We start from the raw sequence: 14,814 nt of genomic DNA on the forward strand, positions 1-14,814 counted from the left end.
TTGTATGGCCCTTGTGCGGCCCTTGTACAGCCCTTGTACGGCCCTTCGTACGCACTCGGCCGCCGCGCGAATCGCGCGGCGGCCGAGTGCCGTGCCGGGACGGGAGGGGCTCAGAGCGCCTGGGCCGCGGGCTTCACCATGCCCCGTACGGTCCGGGACTTCACGAAGTCGCCCATCGCCGTCATCTCCCACTCGCCGGAGAACTGCCGGATGAGCTTCGCCATCATCACGCCGGTCTGCGGCTCCGCCGTGGTCAGGTCGAAGCGGACCAGCTCCTCGCCGGTCGCCGCGTCGACCAGCCGGCAGTACGCCTTGGCGACCTCGGTGAACTTCTGCCCGGAGAAGGAGTTCACGGTGAAGACCAGGCCGGTGGTGTCGGCGGGCAGCCGGCCGAGGTCGACCACGATGACCTCGTCGTCGCCCGCGCCCTCGCCGGTGAGGTTGTCACCGGAGTGCTTGACCGCCCCGTTCAGGATGGACAGCTTGCCGAAGTAGCAGCTGTCGATGTGGTTGCGCTGCGGGCCGTAGGCGATCACGGACGCGTCGAGGTCGATGTCGCTGCCCCGGTACGCGGGCTCCCAGCCGAGGCCCATCTTGACCTGCGAGAGCAGCGGACGCCCGCCCTTGACCAGGGAGACGGTCTGGTTCTTCTGGAGGCTGACCCGGCCCTTGTCGAGGTTGATCTTCCCGCTGCCGGCGGGCGGCGCCGGGGGAGCGGCGGGCGGAGCCGGCGGGGCCTGCCAGGCCGGGGGAGCCGCCGGCGGCGCGGGCGGGACCGGGGGTGCGGGCGGCGTCACGGGCATCGAGGCGGGGGCGGCGGCCGGGGTCGGAGCGGCGGCCGGAGCGGGGGCGGGGGCCGCGGCGGGCGTGGGCTCCTCGTCCACGCTCACCCCGAAGTCGGTGGCGATGCCGGCCAGCCCGTTCGCGTACCCCTGGCCCACGGCACGGGCCTTCCACACCCCGCCCCGCAGATAGATCTCCATGACCACGAGCGCGGTCTCCGTGGCGAGTCGCGGCGGGGTGAAGGTGGCGAGCACGCTGCCGCTGTCGGAGTCGCGCAGGGTCGCGGTGGGCTCGATGCCCTGGAAGGACTGGCCGGCGGCGTCGGGGCTCGCGGTCACGACGATCTTCTCGACACCGGCCGGGAGCGCGGCCGTGTCCACCAGGATCGCGTCCGGGGCCGTACCGCCGCCGGACCGGTAGGTGACACCGGGGCCTGCGGGCTGGTTGTAGAAGATGAAGTCGTCGTCGGAGCGCACCTTGCCGTCGGCGCCGAGCAGCAGGCCCGATACGTCGAGCCGCACCGGAGCGGCGACGTCCACCGCCACGCGCGCGGCGGTGAGAGGAATGTTCGAGCCGGGGGTCATAGCGGTCATGCCGGGGCTAACGAACAGGGTGGCTTTGCCGTTCCCTTACCTGCGCCCGGTTCGGCCACCCTGGTGACGCGGGTGTTGGCGGGCGGTACGTTCATTGCCGAACTTGTACGAACCCGTCCATCGCGCCATCACCAGCTGCGGGTCGCCGGCCTCCACCTCCGCCAGGAACCGGGCCGCCCGCCCGCCGCGCAGAGTGGCCGCGGCCCGGCCGCGATGGGTGATGACGACACTGCCGTCCGAGCGCTGGGCGTGGACGAATCCCTGGGGCTGAGGCATGGCGGGCATCCTGCCGGTCCGGGCCGTGCCCGTCACGCGAATATCCGCCGGTGCGCCTGTCCGCCCGCCTGTCTCTGCCCACCCGTTCAGCCGCCGGTGAGGGACTGCCCGCCGGTACGGACTCCGCGCCCCGCGCGGGCGACCAGGACCGCACCGGCCAGGCCCGCGGCCCCGAGCAGCGGCAGCATCACCCGGACGTCGGCCACGGCCGCCAGAGCGGCGCCGAGGGCGAGGGCCACCGCGTTCGGCGCGAAGAGCAGGGTGTGCGCGGTGCCCGCCGCCCGGCCCACCGCTTCGGCCGGGACCTGCCGCTGCACCGCCGTCGTCGCGGCGATCAGCACCCATGGCAGCCCCACCCCGATCAGGACGCTCGCGGCGAGCGCGCCCGTCGCGTACGGCAGGGCCCGCCCCGCCGCGCCCACCGCGAACAGCGCGAGCCCCAGCGCGGCCGGTGCCCGCTCCGGCAGCCGCCGCAGCAGCGGACCCGCCGTCAGCCCGGCGAGGACGGACCCGGCGCCCTGGAACGCGTACAGCACACCGGCGTACGCGGGGGCGCGGCCGAGGACCCGGTCGACGACGGCGTAGATCAGCGCGCCGTTGAGCCCCGCGAGCAGCATGGTGAAGCCGCCCGCGAGGATCAGCCGCCGGGTCACCGGGGATTCCCACAGCAGCCGGGCGCCGTCCAAGAGCCGGGGCCGCCGGTGCGGTGCGGGCCGCTCCTCCCGTACCCGCAGCAGGGCGAACGCCCCGGCCGCCAGCGCGAAGGTGGCCGCGTCGAGGAGGGCGACGGGCCCGCCGCCGTACCGGGCGAAGAGCCCCGCCGCGACGAGCGGGGCGAGCAGTTTCATCGCCTCGGTGACGGTCGTGCGCAGCCCGTTGAGGTCCCCGAGCCGGTCCTGGTCGAGCGCGCCCGCCGCGAGGGCCGTCTCCGCCGCCTCGTGGACGGCGCCCTGGGTCCCGTAGGCGAGGAGGACGGCGAACAGCAGCCACACCCTGCCGGGCCCGTCCACCATCAGCAGGAGCGGCAGCAGTGCCGCCATGGCCAGGTTCGCCGTGATCAGCAGCGGCCGCCGCCGGACCCGGTCGGCGAGCGAGCCGAGCAGCGGCCCGAGGAGCGTGGGCGCCCACAGGGCGAAGGCGGTGAGCGCGGCAAGGCCGTCGGAGCCGGTGAGCGACTTGACCCAGACGCCGGAGACCAGCCACAGCGCCGTGGTGCCGAAGCCGGACACGAGGACGGCGGTCAGATAGAGGGGAACGCGCATGTGCGCAGGCTGGCCTCTGAGGTGGCCGCCCCGGATCGGTCATATGCCCTACTTCCCGGACGGGCGGGGACATCCCGAGACGCCGGCGGCATCCGGCGCGGACGGCTTCGGGTGCCGGCCACGTCCGCCGAGGAGCCGTCCGCCGGGGTGATCCCCGGGTGCCCCCGAGCCCGGGGCGATCAGCCGAAAGTACGAGACGGACGCCGTCCGCCGCACCGGAACCGGCCATCGGATGGATGCCGCGCGACACGGCCCTGGCCGAGGGTGGGGCCATGGACCACGACACACCGCCGGCCCCCTCGCCCACCGTCCCCCGCGACCGCACGGCCGGGCGCGCACCCCGCCGCCCCTCCCGCCGGACACGCGGGAGGACCGCCGCTATGGGGGCGGTTCTGCTCGCGGCCGTGACCGGGACGCTCCCGGCCCCGTCGGCACACGCCGCGCCGCCCGGGCCGGTGATCCGGGCGGACACCGACCGGGACGGCCTCGTCACCCCGGACGACGACGCGGGCAAGACGGCCTGGACCCGGGAGCGCGGTGCGCTGATGCTGCCCGACATCGACGACGACCGGCGGCGTTGCCCCATCGTGGGCCCCGCGGGCGCGCGCCTTCCCGACGACCGTCTGGCGGACTGCGGCGACGCTTCGGACACCGTGGTCGACGGCGCCGCCGACCTCGCCGACCTCGCGCCGGTGCGGATCACCGCCGCACCCGTCGCGGCCGGGACCACCGCCACCGTGGCCGCCGACCCGGCCTCCCGGGAGTACGTCCGGATCTTCGCCCGGCGGCACGGCCGCATGGTCCCGCTGGGGCCCGGCGACCGGCTGACCGCCGGCGAACTGCGGCACGGCGTCCGGCTCGGCGTGGAGGCCACGGACTTCGTCCGCGACCCCGCGAAGTGGGCGGGCTTCACCGACCTCGTCCTCCGGGTGGACCGCGACGGCGTCACGACCGAGGACCGGGTACGGCTGCGGGTCGCGCCCCTGGTGTTCCAGCACGACCTGATGCCGATACGCCGGATGATGACGGCCGACCACACCACCGGGCCCGCCGAGCTGGAACGCGGCAAGCCCTACGATCCCGCCGCGCGGCCCCGCCCCGTACAGCCGGGCGAAGCAGAGTTCCGCCGCGATCTGCGGCGCGGCCTCGACCGGGCAGGGCTGCCGGCCCCGCTCTTCAACTACCCCACCGGCGGCGACGTCTGGATGCAGGACCTGTTCAAGACCGCCTACGCCTCCATCCCCGCGCCGGGCGGCCGGGAACACCGGATCAGCGTCATTGTGCGGTCCGCCGACGTGATGCCTGGCACGGCCACCCCCGACTTCCCGCTCAGGGACGCCTCGCGGAGCGCGTTCACGCTGCTCCGGGGCCCCGGCACGGGAGTGATCCAGCAGTACGACCCCGGGCGCGTGGGCAGTGACGACAACCTGTACTACGGGTCGTTCAGCTCCACCGGGAACTTCGGAACCCTCCCGCCGTACACCTGGCGCGGCCACCACTACCCGGTGGGCCGGATCGTCCACGGCGGTACGGGAGGCAAGGAATCGCCGGACGTCTCCTTCACCCGGATGCTCGCCGCGCAGGGCTACCAGCGGCCCCTCGCGGTGGACACGAGCTGGCTGGGGGTCGGGCACATCGACGAGTTCCTGTCCTTCGTCCCGGCCCGGAACGACCGGGGCTGGGTGGCCGTCGTCGCCGACCCCGGCCTGGGCAGGCGGCTCCTGGAGGAGCTCGTGGCCCAGGGCCGGGGCGACGAGCCGCTGGTCCACGGGATCGCGCCGGGGGACACCGAGGACCCCGGCCTCACGGTCGCCGGCGCCCTGGACAAGCCCTCGCTCACCCGGGGCACCGAGATCGCCCGGAAGGGCATCGACGCGGCCCTGCGCACCCTGAAGGAACAGGCCGGTCTGACGGACCGCTATGTCGTGCGGGTCCCCGCTCTCTTCAGGGAGATCGACCTGCCCGCCGGGTACCCGCGCCGGGACCTCGTCGCCAACTACCTGCCCGCCGCGGCCAACGGCGTGAGCACCGGCACCGGGGTCTACCTCGCGCCGCGCCAGCACGCGCCGCGGACCGGCGGCCGCGACGTCTTCGAGCGGGCGGCCGAGCGGGCCCTGAGCGGCACGGGCACCCGGATCTCCTGGGTGGAGGACTGGGCGTACGCGCACCACGTCGGCACCGTCGGCGGGGAGGTGCACTGCGCCACCAACGCGCTGCGCGCCCTGTCGGGAACCCGGCCGTGGTGGACCGAGCGGGACTGATCCCGCTGCCAATGGGTCGTCCCTGCGACGTACGGTGGTGTCTCGTAGGGTCGGTGCCCATGAGTGACCGGCACTTGCCCCTCCCGCGCGCCCTCGGAGGGCTGCTGTTGTCCGGCCTGGCCGTCGCCGCGTGGGCGACCGTGCCCACCGCGGGCGTCGCGGTCGTCGCCGTGGGAGCGGCGGTGACCGGCGCGGCGGTGGCGACGGCGGCCCGGTTGCCCCTGCCTCCCGGAGTCCGGCGGTGGCCGTGGCTCGTCGCCGTGGCCTCTGTGGTGCTGACGGCCTGTCACTGGGGGCCGGTCGCCGACGCGACGGTCTGGTGGTGGGCCGCCGAGACCTGCGCCCTGCCCGTCCTCGCGGTGCCCGCCGTACGCCGGGCGAGCGGGCGGCCTTGGGCCCTTGTCCACGCCCTCGGGTACGGCGCGGCGGTCGCCCTCCTTCCCCTGCGGATCGCCCCGTATCTCACGCCGCCCTCGCCGCCGGAGGAGATCGCCGTGCTGTGCCTGCTCTGGTCCCTGCCGGCGGCGGGCGCCGCGGCGCTCGGCGGATATCTGCGCGTCCAGGACGCCACCAGGCGCCGGGCGCTCATGGACCAGCGGCGGCGCCACCGCCTCGAAGTCGCCCGTGACCTGCACGACTTCGCCGCCCACGACGTCATGGGCGTGGTGGTCCTGGTCCAGGCGGCGCGGCACCTGGCCCGGGAGGATCCCCGGCGGGCCGTGGAGCTGTTGCCGCGGATCGAGGAGGCGGGGCTGCACGCGCTGGCCGCGATGGACCGCACGGTCTCGATGCTCAACGCCGAGGAGGACCCGGACCGGGAGGCGGATCCCGAGGGTCCTGAGGGTTCCGTGGACCCCGTGGATTCCGGGGTTGCCACGGGGCCGGGCGGTGGGGAAGGGGAGACGGCCGGCCCGGTCGGTGCCCGGGTCCGGATGTCCGGACGGCCTTCCCGCCCCGAGGACTCGCCGCCCGTCTCCGAGCGCCGCCGCGACCTGAGCGAACTGCCCGCCCTGGCGGCCCGGTTCACCCGCACAGGCACGGTTCGGGCCCGGCTTGACGTACCCGACGGTGTGCTGGACGGGTTGCCCGCGGAGGTCGGCGCGACCGGCTACCGCGTCGTCATGGAATCCCTCACCAACGTGCGCCGCCACGCCCCGGCCGTCCTCGCCGTCCACATCGCCGCCCGGCGGGTTCCGTACGGCGACGGCCGGGCGCTGCGCCTCACCGTCACCGACGTGGCCGGGGCGGCGGCCAGGGGTGGTGGGGAGGCCGGCACCGGCACCGGCACCGGCACCGGCACCGGCACCGGCACCGGAGCCAGGGCCGGGGTCGGAACCGGGGCGGCTGTTTCCGTCTCTCCGCTTCCGGAGCGGTCGGGCGGCGGCTCCGGCCTCGCATGCCTCACCGACCGTGTCGAGGCGCTCGGCGGCACGCTCGCCGCGGGGCCGCACGGGACGGTGGGCTGGCGGGTCACGGCCGTACTCCCGCTGTCCGACGCCGTCACCCCGACCACCGGCCGGCCCGGGCGCACCGCCCCGGCGCGGCCCACGACGCACGAGGAGACCCGCGCATGAGCGGCACCGGCGCCATCCGGATCCTGCTGGCGGACGATCAGGAGGCCATCCGGGCCGGCTTCCGCCTCGTCCTGGACGCCCAGCCCGACATGACCGTGATCGGCGAGGCGGCGGACGGTGCCGCCGCGCTGGACGCGGCCCTGCGGCTGCGCCCCGACGTCCTTCTCGCCGACATCCGGATGCCGGGCCTCGACGGCCTGGAACTGACCCGGCGGCTCGCCGGTCCCGGTGCGGACCCGCCCCTCCGGGTCGTCGTGGTCACCACCTTCGACCTCGACGCGTACGTCAACACCGCCCTGCGCGCCGGAGCCTCGGGATTCCTGCTGAAACGTTCCGGACCGGCGCTGCTGGTCGAGGCGGTGCGCGCGGCGATGTCCGGTGACGCCCTCATCAGCCCCCAGATCACCGCGCGCATGCTGCACCGGCTCATCCCGCCGGCCCGCCGGGAGCCGGGACGTCCCGCCGAGCCGCTGACGCCTCGCGAGGCGGAGGTCGCGGCGCTGGTGGCCGCCGGTCTGTCCAACGCCGACATCGGCGAGGAGCTGTTCATCTCGCTCGCCACCGTCAAGACCCATGTGGCCGGCCTCCAGCGCAAGCTGGCGGTACGCAATCGGGTCGGCATCGCCGCTTGGGCCTGGGAGTCCGGCCTGGCCTCCACCGAGCAGTCCCCCCGGTAGGGGTTCCGACTCCGCGGGTCGCGGGGGCGCGGCCCGGCCGGGGTTCTCAGGCGGCCGTCCCCGGTGTCCGGTTGCGTTCGCCGGCGGGTGGGGTGGCGTAGGCCAGCCGTCGGTGCTCCCGTTGGAGGATCAGCCGGACCAGGGGCGGGTGGAGCAGGCGTACGGGGGCGAAGTAGGCCCGGCCGAGGAGGTTGTGGATCCGTACGGCGGTGGCCAGGGTGACGCCCTCGTCGTCGACCACCACCGAGGCCCGGAAGTCCAGGTGGGAGGCGTCCTCGCCGAGCATCAGCTCGTGTTCGCCGGTGCCGCGTTCGGGGAACGGCAGGACGCCCCGCCAGGCCCGCGGGTCGCGGGGCATGCCCGGCTTCAGCGGCAGGTGCCAGGCGTCGGCGTAGTCGGGGCGGGGGACCGCCTCGCGCAGCAGCCGGGCGCCGGCCGGGAGGGGTACGGCCTTCGGCAGGGGCCAGGCGAGCCGGTTGGCGAGCAGGGCACGGGGCGGGCGGCGGGCCGGCGGATGGGGCAGGGAGCCGAGCGCGGCCCGCTCCACGTTGTCGAACAGCTCCTCGACCATGATGTCGTGCACCGGCTCGATCGCCACCTTGAAGAGCGCGAACGACCGGGTGTCCATGGCCACTTCGAGCCGGTGGGAGATCCGGCAGCGACCGTCCCCGAGCGGTTCGACGTCGATCCGGTGGTGGCCCTTGCCCAGGCCGGGCTCGGTCATGTCGAACCGGACCGAGCGGCCCGGTTCGTAGGCGGTGACCCGGTAGCGGACCGAGCTGTGCCCGCCGTCGGCGCCGACGGAGAGCGGCCGGTCCAGGACCATGGCGGGCCAGACCGGGGTGGGGAAGAGGGGATCGTCCGGCGCGGACAGCCGGTCGACCAGGGCTCCGACCGTCTCGGCCGGGGCCTCGACGATCCTGTGATGGGCGTTTCGTACCGTGCGCGCAGCGGGCATGGCCGCACCTCCATACGGGAGCGTATGTTCTCCGTACGGTAGCGTACGGTCCATGCTCGAGCACCCGGAATCCGCCCCCTCCACGGACCTCTCCGCCACCGGTGCGCCCCTCGCGGACACCGGCGTCCCGGCCGCCGGAGCCCCGGCCGCCCGGGCGCGGCGCGGCGCCCGCCGCCGGCTGACCGCCGACGACTGGGCCGACGCGGCCCTGGCCGCGCTCGGCGAACGCGGCCTCGCCGGTGTCGCCGTGGAACCCCTCGCGGCCCGCCTCGGCGCCACCAAGGGCAGCTTCTACTGGCACTTCACCGGCCGGGACGCGCTGGTCGCCGCCGCCCTCGCGCGCTGGGAGGAGGTGTCCACCGAGCGGATCATCGCGGCCATGGAGGCCGCCGAGCCCGACCCGGCCGGCCGGCTCGCCGCGCTCCTGCGCGCAGCGACCGCCTCCGCCGCCGAGGATCCGCTGGAGGTACGGCTGCTCGCCGCGGGCGACCACCCCGAGGTGGCGGCGGTGCTGGCCCGCGTCACCGAGCGCCGGGTCGGCTATCTCGCCCGGCTCTTCGAGCAGTTGGGCTTCCCGCCCGCCGAGGCCCGGCACCGCGGCTTCCTGTCGTACACGAGCTATCTGGGCCACGCCCAGCTCTCCCACGCGCTCCCCGGGGCGGTCCCGCTCGACGCCGCCTATCTGGCGGCGGTGACCGAGGCGCTGCTCAAGCCCTGAGGGCCGCGGGAGTACGGGCGTGCGGGGGTACGGGCGTACGGAGGTACGGGCGTACGGGGCCCGGCTTTACCGGGCCGGCTCCGGCTGGGCCGGCTCGGTCTGGATCGGGTCTGCCTGGGTCGGGTTGGCCTGGGCCGCCGGCTCCGTACGGGCCGCGCGCCGTGACTCGTAGCGGAGCGCGGCACCCGTCACCAGGGCGCCCGTCCCCTCCCACAGACCCACCCCGAGGAAGCCCGCCGGGGCCCGCCCGGCGACCACGGTGAGCGTGAACACCGTGCAGGTCAGCAGCCGGAACGGCACCGTCCAGCGGAAGAACGGCTTCCAGTCGGCGAGCGCGGCCAGCACGTAGTAGACGCCCATGTTCAGCGCCGCCATCGAGGAAGCGGTCAGGAACAGGAGGGTGTGGTCGCCGTCCGCGCGGTCCGCCCCGGGGGCGGGGTCCAGCCCCATGAGGCCGATCATGACCTCCGGCCGGATCAGGCCCACCAGGCCGAGGGCCGCCGCCAGGACGCCGAAGACGGCCATGGTCCAGCCGGACAGGGAACGGGGCAGACGCACGGCGGGTCCTCCGGGAAGCGGGCGCGCGCCGACGGGCGCGACGCGAGGTGCGGGAAACGCCCGGGGCGTATGAGGTGCCCGAGGCGCATGATCAAGGCACCTGCATATCGTGCGGCGGGGGCCGGTGATCAACCGGCCCCCGCCACAGGTCACTTACGCCGCCCCGGGCGCGCAGCCCGTCGGTCCGTCAGCCCCTCAGCCCCTCAGCCCTTCAGTGCGGCCCGCATCATCTGCTGCGCCACCGGCGCCGCCAGCCCGTTGCCGGAGACCTCCGAACGCGCCGCGCCCGAGTCCTCGATCATCACCGCCACGGCGACCTCCTTCCCGGTCGCCGGGTCCTTCGCGTACGAGGTGAACCACGCGTACGGCGTCTTGCTGTTGTTCTCGCCGTGCTGCGCCGTACCGGTCTTGCCGCCGACCTCCACACCCGGGATCGCCGCGTTCGTGCCGGTGCCCTCCTCGATCACCGTCCGCATCGCGTCCCGCAGCTGCTCCGCCGTCCTGGCCGACACGATCCGCCGGGTGTCCCCGTCCCGGAACGTCTGGAGCGCGTCGCCGTCGGAGTCCACGACCTCGCTCACCATGTGCGGCGCCGCCAGCAGCCCGTCGTTGGCGATGGCCGCCGACACCATGGCCATCTGGAGCGGCGTGGCCGTCACGTCGAACTGCCCGATGCCGGTCAGCGCGGTCTGCGCCCGGTCCATGCCCGACGGGTACACGCTCGGATAGGCCCGTACCGGCACGTCCAGCTTCTTGTCGTCGAAGCCGAACTTCTCCGCCGTCGCTCGCACCTTGTCCTGGCCCAGGTCGACGGCCATCTTCGCGAAGACGTTGTTGCAGGAGTAGCGCAGCGCGGTGCGGATCGTGGCGTTCGCGCAGGGCGCGGACGCGTTCTCGTTGGGCAGCACGGTCCGGGTGCCGGGCAGGGTGTAGGGGTCCGGGCTGCGCGTCGGCTCGTCCACCGAGCCGTACAGCCCGTCTTCGAGCGCCGCCGCCGCGACGACCAGCTTGAACGTCGAGCCCGGCGGCAGCGGCTGCCGCAGCGCCCGGTTGACCAGCGGCTTGTCCGGGTCGTCGGTGAGCCGCTGCCACGCCTCGCCGTCCGTCGTTCCGGCGATCGCCGACGGGTCGTACGACGGAGTCGACACCAGCCCGAGGATCCGGCCGGTCTTCGGGTCGATCGCGACGGCGGCGCCCTTCTTGTCGCCGAGCGCCCGGTACCCGGCCTTCTGCACGTCCGGGTCGATGGTGGTGACGACGGTGCCCGGATCCGCCTGCTTGCGGGTGATCGCGTCCAGCGGGTTCTTCAGCCGGTCGTCGGTGCCGTCAAGGATGTCGGAATAGATGCCCTCCAGCTGGGTCGCCCCGTACGCCTGGGAGCTGTAGCCGGTGACGGCCGCGTACAGCGCGCCGTCCGTGTAGTTCCGCTTGTACGCGAGATCGCCGCCCTTCGTCGGCGTCGAGCCGGTGACCGGCGAGCCGGCCACGACGATGTTCCCGAGCGGCTGCGCGTACTGCGCGATGGTGGTCCGCCGGTTGGACTTCTCGTGCGCGAGGGCCTTGCCTTCGTACGCCTGCACCCAGGTGGCGCGGCCCAGCAGGGCCAGCACCAGGAGCAGCGAGAAGACCGAGGCCCTTCTGATCGTCTTGTTCATCCCATATGCGGGACGAGTGGGCGCACGGGCCGCGTTCCGGCCGGCCCGGATTCTCAGTGAACCTTCATGGAAGGCGCCCCTCCGGTCCGGCTCCCGGTCCGGCTCCCGGTCCGGCTCCCGGGCCGGAGGGGGCGGCGGGGGTCGGGCCGCCGCTCAGCCGGGGGTGATGAATCCCGATTCGTACGCCGCGATCACCGCCTGTGTACGGTCCCGGGTGCCCGTCTTCGCGAGGACGGCGGCCACATGGGTCTTCACCGTGGCCGGGCCGACGCCCATGAGCCCGGCGATCTCCGCGTTGGTCAGCCCCTTCGCCATCCACCGCAGCACCTCCGCCTCGCGGTCGGTGAGCCGGGCCGCCCAGGGCGGGGCGGGCGCCGGGCGCCGGCGGGCGTGCTCGGCGGCGAGACCTCGGACGGCGGCCGGGTAGAGCAGCGACTCGCTGCGTGCGACCAGCCGCACCGCGCTCACCAGCTCCTCCGGCGCGGCCCGCTTCAGCAGGAAACCGGAGGCGCCGACGCGCAGGGCCTCGTAGACGTAGGAGTCGTTCTCGAAGGTGGTGACGACCACGACCCTCGGCCCGCTCCGGCCGGCCCCGTATTCCCCGCCCCGGTACTCCCCGCTCCCGTACTCCCCGGCGCCGACTGCGACTCCGGCCGCCCCGTCACGCCCGTACGGCCCTTCCGCCCCGGCCGTCTCCTCCACCCCGTCGGGCCGGCCCGCGAGGATCCGCCGGGTCGCCTGGATGCCGTCGATGCCGGGCATCCGTACGTCCATCAGGACGACGTCCGGCCGCAGCTCGCGCACCACCGACACCGCCTCGGCGCCGTTCGCCGCCTCCCCGACCACCTCCAGGTCCGGTTCGGCGTCCAGGATCACCCGCAGCGCCGTCCGCACCATCCGCTCGTCGTCGGCGAGCACCACCCGGATCACCGGGCACCCCCGGCGGGCAGCCGGGCGGCGAGCCGCCAGATCCCGTCCACCGGACCGGCCCCGGCGCTCCCGCCGAGCAGCCGGGCCCGCTCGGCGACCCCGCGCAGGCCGCGCCCGCCGTCGGGACGGGCCACCGGCGCCGGGCCGGACAGCGGATTCTCCATGATGATCTCCAGTTCGTCGCCCGACAGCGTGATCCGCGCTGTCACCTTCTCGCCGCGCGCGTAGCGCACCGCGTTGGTCAGCCCCTCCTGCACGATCCGGTACCCCTCGCGCGACACCGCCTCGGGCAGTCGCCCGAGGTCCCCGCGCACCGTCAGCGCCACCCGCGCCGCGCCCGCGCCCCGGACCAGCGCGTCCAGCGCCTCCAGACCGGGCGCCGCGAGCGCCCCGTCGTCCTCGCCGCTGCGCAACAGGCCGAGGACCGCGTCGAGTTCGCCGAGCGTACGCCGCCCGGTCTCCTCGATCGCGGCCAGCGCTTCCCGTACGAAGTCCGCGGCCGGGTCGGCGGCGGGACCGGCGGCCGTACCCGTACCCCCGCTCGTACCCGAGCCCTTGCCCCCGCCCGTACCCCCGCCCGCACCCTGCCCCGTCGTGCTCCGGTCGAGCATCCTGCGGGCCGCCGCGGCCTGGAGGGTGACGGCGCTCAGCGCGTGTCCGACGGAGTCGTGCAGTTCACGGGCGAGCCGGTTGCGTACGGCCAGTTCGGCGGCCCTCCGTTCGGCGGCGGCCAGCCGGTCGGCCGGGCTCGGCCCCAGCAGCCGGGGCGCGACGGCGGCGAGCCCTGCGCTCGTCACCTTCGCCGCGCCCGCGAGCGCCAGCAGCATGAGCAGCCCGGAGGGCGGCCCGAGCCAGGCCGGTCCCGCCTCGCCCGTACGCCAGAACCCGACCAGCTCCGAGCCGCGCAGCCGGGCCGAGAACGGCAGCACCATGAGCGCCACCGCGAACGGCGGCAGCGCCAGACTGATCCCGCTGAACAGCGCGCCCACCGCCGAGTGCAGCGTGAACCAGGCCGCTGCCCGCCCCCGGGCGCCCCACCCGCGCGCCGGGCCGTCCGCGAGCCGCCCCGGCGGCACCGCGCACAGCGTCCGGACCGCCGCCACCGACATCGGCCGGGCCAGCGGGAAGAACACGGTGAGGGCGGCGAGCGGCAGCCCCACCCCGTACGCCGCGAACTGCGCGGCGAAGGTGTCGCCGAACAGCGCGCCATGGCCGAAGAACGGGCTCACGACCACGGTGCCGATCAGCCAGAACGGCATGAACAGGGCGCCGCCCAGGACGAGATGGAACCAGCGCCGTCTGGCCCGCTGTCCCAGGAGCGCCCGGCACACGACGGTCGCCGTCACTCCGCCGAGTCCGGGGCGAGGCGGCGGCTCCGGGCGGCCAGTACGGCGGCCAGACAGCCGGCGAGCAGGAATCCGGTGAGCATCTCGCCAGCGTAGGTGGTGATCATCAGAGCCGTCGGCAGCTTTCCGGCCTGTTCCATGGGGCCGCCCGACACCCGTGTCACCGCGCACACCAGGGTCATGTACGCGCCCCAGCAGCCCGCGGCCCCGGACGCCACCCACGCCCAGGCCAGCGTGGTCCGCACCGGCGTGCCGGCCGGCCGGTCCCAGGCCAGGCACAGCGTGGCCACGACGGCGGCCACCAGGAACAGCGCCCGGAGGAGATCCACGACCGCCTGGTCGCCGTGGTACTCGGAGGCGTACGCGGCGGGCAGGCCGACGGTCGCGCCCGCCGCCCACAGCGCGTGCATCGCGGCCGGCCCGGCGGCGAGCACCGCCCCGGCCGTCGCGGCCACCCGCACCCGAGTCCCCGGGGCCCCGAGAGTTCCCCGCGCCCGTCGAGCTTCCTGAGTCCTCTGAGTCCCCTGAACTTCCTGAACTCCCTGAACCTCTTGGGTCCCTTCGGTCTCTTCCGCCGCCGTGCCCAGCCGCCCGGCCCAGACCCGACTCCAGCGGTCGTGGGCGTACAGCGCGAACAACGTGCCGAGGCAGAGCGCCTGGACGATGAAGCCGCCGTACACGACGGGGAAGACCCAGGCGTCGAGGAACGGCTCGGCGGCCTGCCCGGAACCGGCCCCGGCGCCGGACCCGCCGCCGGCCCGGTCGCCGAAGGCGGCGAGGACGAGCTGGGCCGGATAGCCCGTCACGATCGGCGCGAGCAGCCCGGTGGCCGCCCACATCGGGAAGGCCAGCAGCCAGGCCCGCACCCGGCTGCCCCACGGCCGGGTGAGCAGCAGCGCGAGCAGCACCACGAGCGCGTCGGCGAGCACGCTGACACCGTTGGCGACGATCATCAGGGTCCGGTGGTCGAGCAGTCCGCTGCCGTCCGGGATGCCGATCCTGCTGCCCGCCACCCAGGCGACCTTGAGCGCGATGTACGGCAGACAGGCGGCCATCGCGAGGAGGCACAGCACCCGGCGGAGCGGCCCCGGGACGGCGGTGCCGGGCGCCGGTGGAACGGGCCCCGGTGGAACGGGCCCCGGGGGAACGGGAGTCGGAGGGATGGGGAGGGAGGTCGTCATGTCCTCCACCCTCGGGCTCCGCCCCGGCCCGGCGCGTCGTGC

Annotated in this window: 13 protein-coding genes; 4 read left to right on the forward strand and 9 right to left on the reverse strand. The window is 75.1% G+C overall.

Going from position 1 to position 14,814, the window contains the following annotated elements:
• Positions 1 to 110 precede the first annotated feature (110 nt).
• The 3 genes from ABZ990_RS12130 to ABZ990_RS12140 form a co-directional block, all read right to left on the reverse strand.
• The gene (locus ABZ990_RS12130; protein ID WP_361229539.1) at positions 111 to 1,367 is read right to left on the reverse strand and encodes a TerD family protein; all 1,257 of its coding nucleotides are present in this window, start codon (positions 1,365 to 1,367) and stop codon (positions 111 to 113) included.
• 45 nt (positions 1,368 to 1,412) lie between these two features.
• Positions 1,413 to 1,652: a hypothetical protein gene (locus tag ABZ990_RS12135; protein WP_361229313.1), complete on the reverse strand. Its 240-nt coding sequence runs from the start codon at positions 1,650 to 1,652 to the stop codon at positions 1,413 to 1,415.
• Between the two features lie 86 nt (positions 1,653 to 1,738).
• Positions 1,739 to 2,914 carry an MFS transporter gene (locus ABZ990_RS12140; RefSeq protein ID WP_361229316.1) on the reverse strand — a complete coding sequence of 392 codons (1,176 nt, stop codon included), beginning with the start codon at positions 2,912 to 2,914 and terminating at the stop codon, positions 1,739 to 1,741.
• Positions 2,915 to 3,294: 380 nt separating this feature from the next.
• Here ABZ990_RS12140 and ABZ990_RS12145 point away from each other — a divergent pair, with 380 nt between their 5' ends.
• Genes ABZ990_RS12145 through ABZ990_RS12155 form a run of 3 tightly spaced genes read left to right on the forward strand, consistent with a single transcriptional unit; the run spans position 3,295 to position 7,426 of the window.
• A complete protein-coding gene (locus tag ABZ990_RS12145; RefSeq protein ID WP_361229319.1) occupies positions 3,295 to 5,175 on the forward strand; it encodes a protein-arginine deiminase family protein in 1,881 nt (626 codons plus the stop codon).
• Positions 5,176 to 5,234: 59 nt separating this feature from the next.
• Positions 5,235 to 6,749, forward strand: a complete 1,515-nt coding sequence (locus tag ABZ990_RS12150; RefSeq protein ID WP_361229322.1) for a histidine kinase — start codon at positions 5,235 to 5,237, stop codon at positions 6,747 to 6,749.
• Positions 6,746 to 7,426: a response regulator transcription factor gene (locus ABZ990_RS12155; protein WP_361229325.1), complete on the forward strand. Its 681-nt coding sequence runs from the start codon at positions 6,746 to 6,748 to the stop codon at positions 7,424 to 7,426. The genes ABZ990_RS12150 and ABZ990_RS12155 overlap by 4 nt, the downstream gene beginning before the upstream one ends.
• A gap of 46 nt (positions 7,427 to 7,472) precedes the next feature.
• Here the strand turns inward: ABZ990_RS12155 and ABZ990_RS12160 are convergent, their stop codons facing one another.
• Positions 7,473 to 8,384, reverse strand: coding sequence for a DUF2867 domain-containing protein (locus tag ABZ990_RS12160; protein WP_361229328.1), 912 nt, complete (start codon positions 8,382 to 8,384; stop codon positions 7,473 to 7,475).
• A gap of 52 nt (positions 8,385 to 8,436) precedes the next feature.
• Between ABZ990_RS12160 and ABZ990_RS12165 the strand changes: the two genes are divergently transcribed.
• Positions 8,437 to 9,102: a TetR/AcrR family transcriptional regulator gene (locus ABZ990_RS12165; RefSeq protein ID WP_361229331.1), complete on the forward strand. Its 666-nt coding sequence runs from the start codon at positions 8,437 to 8,439 to the stop codon at positions 9,100 to 9,102.
• 66 nt (positions 9,103 to 9,168) lie between these two features.
• On the opposite strand, the gene ABZ990_RS12170 is transcribed toward ABZ990_RS12165, so the two are convergent.
• From ABZ990_RS12170 to ABZ990_RS12190, 5 genes are all read right to left on the reverse strand, one after another.
• On the reverse strand, positions 9,169 to 9,627 hold the full coding sequence (locus ABZ990_RS12170; protein ID WP_361229542.1) for a hypothetical protein: 459 nt from the start codon (positions 9,625 to 9,627) through the stop codon (positions 9,169 to 9,171).
• A 236-nt stretch (positions 9,628 to 9,863) separates the two neighbouring features.
• Positions 9,864 to 11,315, reverse strand: coding sequence for a penicillin-binding transpeptidase domain-containing protein (locus tag ABZ990_RS12175; RefSeq protein ID WP_361229334.1), 1,452 nt, complete (start codon positions 11,313 to 11,315; stop codon positions 9,864 to 9,866).
• Positions 11,316 to 11,468: 153 nt separating this feature from the next.
• The gene (locus ABZ990_RS12180; protein WP_361229545.1) at positions 11,469 to 12,212 is read right to left on the reverse strand and encodes a response regulator transcription factor; all 744 of its coding nucleotides are present in this window, start codon (positions 12,210 to 12,212) and stop codon (positions 11,469 to 11,471) included.
• Positions 12,213 to 12,241: 29 nt separating this feature from the next.
• The gene (locus ABZ990_RS12185) at positions 12,242 to 13,591 is read right to left on the reverse strand and encodes a histidine kinase (RefSeq protein ID WP_361229337.1); all 1,350 of its coding nucleotides are present in this window, start codon (positions 13,589 to 13,591) and stop codon (positions 12,242 to 12,244) included.
• Complete coding sequence (locus ABZ990_RS12190; RefSeq protein WP_361229340.1) at positions 13,588 to 14,664, reverse strand: hypothetical protein; 1,077 nt, start codon at positions 14,662 to 14,664, stop codon at positions 13,588 to 13,590. The genes ABZ990_RS12185 and ABZ990_RS12190 overlap by 4 nt, the downstream gene beginning before the upstream one ends.
• Between the last annotated feature and the right edge of the window lie 150 nt (positions 14,665 to 14,814).

The sequence above is a fragment of the Streptomyces sp. NPDC046203 genome (assembly GCF_040646255.1).
Taxonomy (GTDB): domain Bacteria; phylum Actinomycetota; class Actinomycetes; order Streptomycetales; family Streptomycetaceae; genus Streptomyces.

Coding starts and splice junctions, on each gene's coding strand:
- ABZ990_RS12130 (WP_361229539.1), bottom strand. CDS start 1,367: ATGACCCCCGGCTCGAACATTCCTCTCACCGCCGCGCGCGTGGCGGTG.
- ABZ990_RS12175 (WP_361229334.1), bottom strand. CDS start 11,315: ATGAACAAGACGATCAGAAGGGCCTCGGTCTTCTCGCTGCTCCTGGTG.
- ABZ990_RS12165 (WP_361229331.1), top strand. CDS start 8,437: ATGCTCGAGCACCCGGAATCCGCCCCCTCCACGGACCTCTCCGCCACC.
- ABZ990_RS12170 (WP_361229542.1), bottom strand. CDS start 9,627: ATGGCCGTCTTCGGCGTCCTGGCGGCGGCCCTCGGCCTGGTGGGCCTG.
- ABZ990_RS12150 (WP_361229322.1), top strand. CDS start 5,235: ATGAGTGACCGGCACTTGCCCCTCCCGCGCGCCCTCGGAGGGCTGCTG.
- ABZ990_RS12155 (WP_361229325.1), top strand. CDS start 6,746: ATGAGCGGCACCGGCGCCATCCGGATCCTGCTGGCGGACGATCAGGAG.
- ABZ990_RS12140 (WP_361229316.1), bottom strand. CDS start 2,914: ATGCGCGTTCCCCTCTATCTGACCGCCGTCCTCGTGTCCGGCTTCGGC.
- ABZ990_RS12135 (WP_361229313.1), bottom strand. CDS start 1,652: ATGCCTCAGCCCCAGGGATTCGTCCACGCCCAGCGCTCGGACGGCAGT.
- ABZ990_RS12160 (WP_361229328.1), bottom strand. CDS start 8,384: ATGCCCGCTGCGCGCACGGTACGAAACGCCCATCACAGGATCGTCGAG.
- ABZ990_RS12145 (WP_361229319.1), top strand. CDS start 3,295: ATGGGGGCGGTTCTGCTCGCGGCCGTGACCGGGACGCTCCCGGCCCCG.
- ABZ990_RS12180 (WP_361229545.1), bottom strand. CDS start 12,212: ATGGTGCGGACGGCGCTGCGGGTGATCCTGGACGCCGAACCGGACCTG.